Here is a 3413-nt window from a genome sequence, read left to right as displayed (position 1 = left end):
GAGGCGTGTGGGGTAGCGTGATCCGTCGGGAGGTGAGCCATGGAGCCGCCCGCCTTTGCTTGACCCGACCGTCATGCTGGCACCGCCGGGCCGCGTGCTGCCACTCGGGTGGCCGGTTGTGTGACCGACCATCGATGGGCGGGTTCACTGGTTCGGTTGGGCTATTCGATCGCGCAGCTCGGAGGGCCACCGTCGTCTCTAGAGGGGGACCTTCTCCCCAGCATCGTGTGGGGCTCGCAAAGTCATCGCTGAAGGTGGGGACGGCGTGAGAAGCGTTCGTCGGCGACTGGGATGCTGCGCGGGTGATCATCTCGACGCTGTACCGGATTACCGGCGTCGGCGTTCGACTAGCAGGATTCGCTGCACGATGCCTGGCTCGACCAACGTGGTCTCGCCAACCTGTATCCACGCCCGCCAGTACGCCGCTCCGCCGTGGTTCTCACCCAGGCACTGGCAATCGCAGTCGTCCCCCTCGGCGTCGCGGCACCGCACGTCGCATCGACTGCTGTTGCGGAAGTCGAGTGCCACCTCTACCGCGCCAAAGCGCTCGGCAAGTGCCTCGACCACCTCTCGCATGTGGCTCCGGGCGATCTCCCAGCACTTCATCTCCCTGTTCCACGCTGGGCGGATCAGGTCGCCGAGCTGGTCATGCCACCACGCTCGGGTGTCGGGCGCGTACGGCATCCGGATTCGGAGGCGCGCAGTGCCCACAGGTCGATGCACGGTGGGGAGCGACATGGGACCTCGCAATGTGTGGATCGGCTTGTTCACGCTCGCGGGAGAGAGGCTACGCGACGTCAGGTCGGGTGCGCATAGAGGTTGATCAGCTGCGAATGCTTTGGTGCACGGAAGGCCTGGCCCCGTGTGTCGGCCAGACCTTCGCTGGGCGCCCTCGTGCGCACCCCGCTTCTGACGGTGTGGCCACAGGTCTTCCAGTTCCGTGACGCGCTTGTTCTTCCAGATCTTGTCGGCCAGGCTCATCAGCAAGTCCTCGAGGTTCACGCCCGGCGAGTCCCAGGAGGCGTGGGTGGCGGCGAATCCGGGCAACTCAGGACTGACACCGTGAGCGGCGTCGACGTCGCGCAGGAGCGCTGCTACGCGTGCTGGCAGGGATGCAGGGGCGGCTCGCCCGCGCTCCCCAGCGCCAGCAGTAATGCCTTTGGATGCGCCATGGCCTCAGGGTAAGGGCTGTCCCGTAACGATCTTTGTGGACTGTCGCGCGTTGGCCTTCTCGGCCACGCAGTGCGCTATGCGCCCTGGGCGAGGTTGTGCAAGCGGGCGATGCCGAGCATGGCATGGCGGACTTCGTCGCCCCGGAGGCGGCAAGTCTCGCAGGATCTTCCAGGTCTTCATACGCGCGAAGACATGTTCAACGCGGGCTCGGACCTGCTTGTGGGAGCGGTTGTGCTCACGCTTCCAGTCGCACAGCTCGCCGCCAGCCGGGCGCCGGTGTGGAATCACGAGCCCGGTGCCCGGATAGCCGCCGTCGGCAATCGTCGTCGTCCTTCCGACGGCGGCCCTGGCGCCGGACTCGTGCCACGCCTTGCAGTCGTTCCGGTTCCCGGGCAGTGGGCGGCCGACGACCACGATGAGCCGGGTATCGGCGTCGATGACGACCTGGTGGTTCGTCGAGTACCGATAGTTCTTCGACTGCTCGGCGACGGTGTGATCACGGGTGGGCACCAAGGTACCGTCCACGATGAGCACCGTCCCCTTGCGGAAGCGTTGCCGCTGCTTGAGCGCGAGGAGCGGCCCCGTGCGATCGACGATCCGCTCGGCCGCGGACTTCGAGACACCGAACAACGGTGCAAGCTGTCGCAGTGTCAGATTGGTTCGCCAGTATGCCGTCACCAGGAGGACCCGATCCTCCAGCGGCAGCGACCACGGACGTCCTGGGCGCGGGCTGTCCGCGCCCTCACGGCGCAGCATCGTGATCAGCTTGCGGAACGCGCGCGGGCTGAGTCCGGTGAACGGTGCTATCCAAGACGGCTCCGACGCCGTGATCACTCCAGGCACAGCCGGATCGTCTCATCTTGATCACTGTCGTCGGGACATCGGCGCATTTCGGTGGCTCGGACGGTTGGTGCATGAGAGCCTCGCGGCCGTGGCCGCTGACCCCGACCCGCCCTCGCGCCCCACCCACGCCCTCATGAAAGGCAGTACCGAGATGCGCAACACTCTGCCGGTCGCCGCGGCCCTCCTTGGCTGCGCCCTGTTGACCAGCGGGTGCGCCCTGGACCCCGGCTACCCGGAGTACACCAAGCCGTTGACGGACTCGCAGTTGGTCGGTCACTGGGTGAGCACGTGCAAGGCTGTCATGACCGTCAACGCCGACCACACGCTGACCGCCACCGGATTGCCCACCGGCGACGACCCGGTGAAGGGAACCATCACCGGCAACGTCTCCGGCCACGGTACCTGGAGCATCCAGCCCGCCTTCGGCGACACGATCCCCCAGGCCATGGACATCACCGTCGGCGCCGACGGACGATTCCCTCGAGCCAGCCACCAACAACGGCTCCCTGCTCCTGGTGGACACCCTGGGCGACCCGGACGACGGCATTGCCTGCAACTTCAGCCGTGGCTGAGCGCTACCGCCGTGGAAAGCCCTGGCGGCCGCCGTCGGCCAACACCAGGGCACCCCAGCAGGCGCGCGCGACGCCGGCTTCGGGAAGGCACGACAGTAGCTGTGCGCGGCAGTCCAGCGAGAACGGCTCGATCCGCTCCGGATCACGCCGACGCTGCGCGACCCTGTCGCCCGATTCGTGGCGTTCGGCTGACGTGCGGCTTGGTGGGTGGGACGGTGGTGGGGTCCGGTTGCTTCGCGGGGAAGTGAGGAGGATCGGCGCGATGTCGCTGCATCCTGCTGAGGCCCCTGCGATCCCCGAGGCCACGGCGCGGGTCGCGCGAGCCGCGTTCCCCAAGGGCTGCCTGGCAATGCGGATCCGCGATGAGCTGGACGTGCTGTTCCGCGATGCCGAGTTCGCGCCTGTGTTTCCCATGCGGGGCGGGCCGGCCCTGTCGCCAGGGCTGCTGGCGATGGTGTCGGTGATGCAGTTCGCCGAGCGCCTGACCGACCGGCAGGCCGCCGACGCGGTCCGCGGCCGGATCGACTGGAAATACCTTCTCGGCCTGGAACTCGAGCACACCGGCTTCCACTTCTCGGTCCTGTCGGGCTTCCGCGAACGCCTGGTCGCCCACGGCCAGGAGGAGCAGATCCTGGACCTGCTCCTGGAACGCCTCGGTGGATTGGGATACCTGCGAGCCGACGGCAGAGTGCGGACCGACTCCACTCATGTCCTGGCCCTGGCACGTGAGTTGAACCGGCTGGAGTTCGTGGTCGAGACGCTGCGGTGCGCATTGGAAGCACTGACGGTGACGGCCCCCGACTGGCTGCGCGCCTGCCGGGTGGT

At 67.5% G+C, this 3413-nt stretch carries 3 protein-coding genes and 2 pseudogenes; 1 reads left to right on the top strand and 4 read right to left on the bottom strand.

What is annotated here, in order from left to right:
• Nucleotides 1–327 precede the first annotated feature (327 nt).
• The 4 genes and pseudogenes from TR48_RS38250 to TR48_RS44115 form a co-directional block, all read right to left on the bottom strand.
• Nucleotides 328–771 (bottom strand): hypothetical protein, encoded by a 444-nt coding sequence (locus TR48_RS38250; RefSeq protein ID WP_236652527.1) that lies wholly within the window; start codon nt 769–771, stop codon nt 328–330.
• A gap of 153 nt (nt 772–924) precedes the next feature.
• A pseudogene (locus tag TR48_RS41445) lies at nt 925–1074 on the bottom strand (phosphohydrolase); the annotation flags it as partial.
• A 173-nt stretch (nt 1075–1247) separates the two neighbouring features.
• Nucleotides 1248–2016 (bottom strand): annotated as a pseudogene (locus TR48_RS41440) (transposase).
• Nucleotides 2017–2289: 273 nt separating this feature from the next.
• Complete coding sequence (locus TR48_RS44115; RefSeq protein WP_161789992.1) at nt 2290–2463, bottom strand: hypothetical protein; 174 nt, start codon at nt 2461–2463, stop codon at nt 2290–2292.
• A 387-nt stretch (nt 2464–2850) separates the two neighbouring features.
• Here TR48_RS44115 and TR48_RS38240 point away from each other — a divergent pair.
• Nucleotides 2851–3413 (top strand): transposase (locus TR48_RS38240; RefSeq protein WP_042375568.1); only part of this gene is annotated, 563 nt, incomplete at its 3' end.

This window comes from Streptacidiphilus neutrinimicus (assembly GCF_000787815.1).
GTDB classification, from domain to species: Bacteria; Actinomycetota; Actinomycetes; order Streptomycetales; family Streptomycetaceae; genus Streptacidiphilus; species Streptacidiphilus neutrinimicus.
This window is presented reverse-complemented; position numbering and strand designations above follow the sequence as displayed.

Coding starts and splice junctions, on each gene's coding strand:
- TR48_RS44115 (WP_161789992.1), bottom strand. CDS start 2,463: ATGGCCTGGGGGATCGTGTCGCCGAAGGCGGGCTGGATGCTCCAGGTA.